We start from the raw sequence: 1,270 nt of genomic DNA on the forward strand, positions 1-1,270 counted from the left end.
ACTCCCGACTCGGCAAATTCTTCGACAATGCGCTGATTAATTCCGTATCCCTCTTTCATGCGACTGGGTATGGCATGATTTACCCTAGCACCGAGATGTCTCAAGGCTCTTAACAGTAAAGATGTACTGGTCATGCCATCGGCATCGTAGTCCCCACAGATAGCAATTTTATCGCCCCTAGCGATCGCTTTTACTAATAAATTGACACTTTTTTCTAAGTCGGGAAATTCCCCCAGGGGAGAGGGTAAGGTATCCGCTTCAGGATCTATATAAGTTTTAGCTAATTCGGGGGTATCAATACCGCGATTAATTAAGATAGTTGCTAATAACGATGATAGTCCCATTTCTCGCGCTAACCCCTCGATTTTTTCGGGATTAGCCGCGGCAATATACCAGCGTTGGATGGGATATTTGTAGGTCATTTTTTCTCAAACAATCCAGTAGGGTGCGTTAGCATAGCGTAACGCACCAAAAACAAGGTTAAAAGCGGATTTGGATGGCCCCAGCGGGAGGTTGAAAGGGGAGATTACTATTATTAATTCTCAGGGGAGAAGCGGGTACTAACTGCACATTTGGGGTGGTGGGTTGACTTTCGTTGGTACTCAGTAAAGTCAATTGATTAATACTAGGATTAATCGCAAATTGTTGGGTGATAACTCCCGACGGACAACAGGAAGGATCCCGAGGGAGAAATCTTCTCATGTTGACGGTGATCATACCATCTTTGGCACTCAGATTATCGACAATTACTCGATCGGCTAACAGGACAGTATCGGTGTTAGTGGCAGTACCGTTATTATCGATCACTAGGGCTAAATAATGTAATTGCTGTTGATCTCTGGTAATCACTCTTAACACGACAATACCATCATTCCTTTGATCATTATTATAGTCCCCCATCAAAGCTTCTCGACTGACTTGCACTCCTAAAATCTGTCCCTCATTGGATTGAAAAATACCATCGCTGACAATTACGGAACCCCGATTAGGAATGTTATAGACGGTGTTTCTTAAATTATCCACGCTCAGGGGTGTAGATTGGGCAAGTAAGGGCAGAGAATTATTTAATAGTAAACTGATACCCAGGAGGATAGACTGAGGCAAAACTGCTAATTTAATCATGGTTTTGATGGGTTGGGTATATTTTCTTGAGTATCGAATAACTGCACGTTATTGATGGTACAAACCATCCCCTGTTGTGCTGCTAATTTATCTCGCCATTGGCTTAATTGTTGTTGACCATTACTACCATTTAACCAGTAAACTGTCA

Annotated in this window: 2 protein-coding genes; both read right to left on the reverse strand. The window is 42.6% G+C overall.

Annotated features, from left to right (window positions below; genetic code table 11):
- On the reverse strand, nt 1-422 hold a 422-nt coding region (locus PX481_RS06195; protein WP_353852185.1), incomplete at its 3' end, for a DHH family phosphoesterase.
- A gap of 58 nt (nt 423-480) precedes the next feature.
- Nucleotides 481-1,122 carry an LppP/LprE family lipoprotein gene (locus PX481_RS06200; protein WP_288094008.1) on the reverse strand — a complete coding sequence of 214 codons (642 nt, stop codon included), beginning with the start codon at nt 1,120-1,122 and terminating at the stop codon, nt 481-483.
- Nucleotides 1,123-1,270 lie beyond the last annotated feature (148 nt).

The organism is Microcystis sp. M53603_WE2 (assembly GCF_030065435.1).

Bases quoted from the DNA above. Each gene is read 5' to 3' on its own strand.
- PX481_RS06200 (WP_288094008.1), bottom strand. From the start codon at position 1,122: ATGATTAAATTAGCAGTTTTGCCTCAGTCTATCCTCCTGGGTATCAGT.